Raw genomic sequence first — 2,086 nt, 5'->3', positions numbered from 1 at the left:
CGCAGCATGGGCAGGAGCTTCTGGGCTACGTCTCGCGGATCCATGGCCGCATCCTCAATGCGAAGGTCCCGCCAGTCTCGTCGACTCATCGCACCAGAGACCACGAAAGCCTGCCTGAGCAGAGCAGGATCCAGTTCTCGGTGAGACAGGATGTTGACGGTGTCGAAGAGGTCACGCGCAGCGATCCGACTGAAGAGTGCGGCTAGCTTGCCCGCGGCCAGCTCGTGCAGGTCGACAACGGGGATCCCGGCGGCGAGTCCCCCCAACATCTGCCGCGAATCCCGACGTTGGGGTGCCCAGAGCGGGACCCTCATGAGGAAGTTGAGGTCGACCTCCAGTGTGCCACGACCGCCCTCGACGCGGGCGAAGGAAAGTCTCCATTTCCCACCGGCATGTTCTCCAGGTAGCCGCCTAACCTCGAGGTCTTGCCGCTTGAAGACGGCTTGGAGCGCCCTGTCAACCTCGGGCCTCTCCGCGAGCATGGTCTCGCGGTCCAGCGCCCCGATGTAGTTCAGGTCGATGTCCACCGACAGGCGCGGCAGATCGAGGAGGAATAGATTGAGCGCGGTTCCACCTTTGAGCACGAGCCGGTCTTTGAGGTAGGGGTGGCGGAAGATCGCCTGCAAGAGGTCGATCAGGTGTCCGACCTTCTCAAGTGCGCCGGCGTGGAATCCTGTCTCGGCCGCAGCCCGTCGGAGTTGATCAGGCCCGATCCTCATGCGGTTCCTCCCACGCTTGCTCCAGCACCGTCTTGGGAACGATCAGGTTCCACGGCTTGATCAGCCGGCCCGACTTCCGCTGGCGATCCAGGTACAAGGGTTGGGGAGGTGCATGCGCGGCGAGGCGAGCCAGGAAGGCGTCGGGCACCATCAGGCTTTCGCGGTGCTGCTCCAGGAAGAAGCCGATGCGAGCGACGGTCAGCGCCGAACCCATGAGCAAGGCATGGTCCAGGACGGCATCGAGCTCGAAGTAGTCCGCCATTGCCAGGCTGCGCCAGATCTCTTCCCAACCGCCGCCCTGCCCCGGCGCGTGGAGCAGATCCACCAAGGTTCGCTCCAGGGTGGTCACCCGCACGGCGCCTTCGGCGTAGGGTCGCACCTCGATTCCCCCGCCGAAGTCGGCAAGATCGCGAACGGCTCGCGGTGCCTGCACGGCGATGTACTCGACGCCACGGAAGCGGAGGGGCGCCAGCCTGCCTGCGGTCAGGTACTGCTCGCGAGTCCACAGCGAGTAGGCGCGGCCGTGAAACTCGAGGGCAGAGTGGTAGGCCACGACCGCGTCGTCGGCCAGCTTCGTGGCCACCAGGGGAGGCGGTGGCTGGTAGTTGGCAGCGTCGGTCCCGACCGGCACCGTTGCGTACACCCCGCGCTTGATCCGAAGCAGGCTGCCCGTCGCGATGCGCTCGGCCAGCAGGGAGTTGCTGGTGTGCTGGCTCCTGCCGGTCCCGGTGTGCGCCCGGATGAACTCCGCGTGGGTGAAGACCGGGTGGCTGGCGAAGAAATCCCGCGGTCGCTGAGGCTTGCCGTCTTGCGTTCCCATTGGGGGTTATTCTAGCGATTGGGACGCAGATTGGCAAGAGTTACTTGGCGATTCGCCACCGAATTAGGGGTTTGCCCTCCAATGGCGGCACAGAACGGCAAGCCGCGCAGCCGACTGGTCAGGGAGCGAGCCCACACTCACTCGGCGGATGCAGCCGGCCGGCCGGCGAGCAGCGCTTCCAGCCGGTCGAGGTTCTGCTCGTTGGCGGGGACCACGATGGCGCGCAGCTCGTCGGCAACCTCGGCGCTCTCGAACTCCTGCAGCCAGGCCAGGTGCGTCTGGTCGCCGCGCGCGCTCAGGGTCACCGTGAGTCGGAACCAGTGCCCCTTGACGTGCTCGATGACGATCTTCGCGTCGGGCACGATCTCGCGGAAGACGGACTGGTTGGGGTAGTCGGTGCCGTCGGGGCCGTGCATGACGAAGACCCAGCGGCCGCCGGGCTTGAAGTCGAAGGTCGCGAAAGTGTTCGTGAAGCCGCTGGGTCCCCACCACTGGGCGAGTTGCTCTGCCTGCGCGAAGGCGGCGAAGACGCGGCTCGGCGTCGCCG

General features: G+C 66.2%; 3 protein-coding genes. All 3 read right to left on the bottom strand.

Translation table 11 applies throughout. From position 1 onward, the window contains the following. A partial coding sequence (locus FJ251_15755; protein MBM4119156.1) for a nucleotidyl transferase AbiEii/AbiGii toxin family protein occupies nucleotides 1–719 on the bottom strand: 719 nt, incomplete at its 3' end. Further along, nucleotides 703–1,539 carry a transcriptional regulator gene (locus FJ251_15750; protein ID MBM4119155.1) on the bottom strand — a complete coding sequence of 279 codons (837 nt, stop codon included), beginning with the start codon at nucleotides 1,537–1,539 and terminating at the stop codon, nucleotides 703–705. The genes FJ251_15750 and FJ251_15755, both read right to left, overlap by 17 nt. Nucleotides 1,540–1,676: 137 nt before the next feature. Then, nucleotides 1,677–2,086, bottom strand: a 410-nt coding sequence (locus tag FJ251_15745; GenBank protein ID MBM4119154.1) for a polyketide cyclase, incomplete at its 5' end; no start/stop codon positions are given.

The sequence above is a fragment of the bacterium genome, from assembly GCA_016873475.1.
In the GTDB taxonomy this organism is placed as follows: domain Bacteria; phylum Krumholzibacteriota; class Krumholzibacteriia; order JACNKJ01; family JACNKJ01; genus VGXI01.
This window is presented reverse-complemented; position numbering and strand designations above follow the sequence as displayed.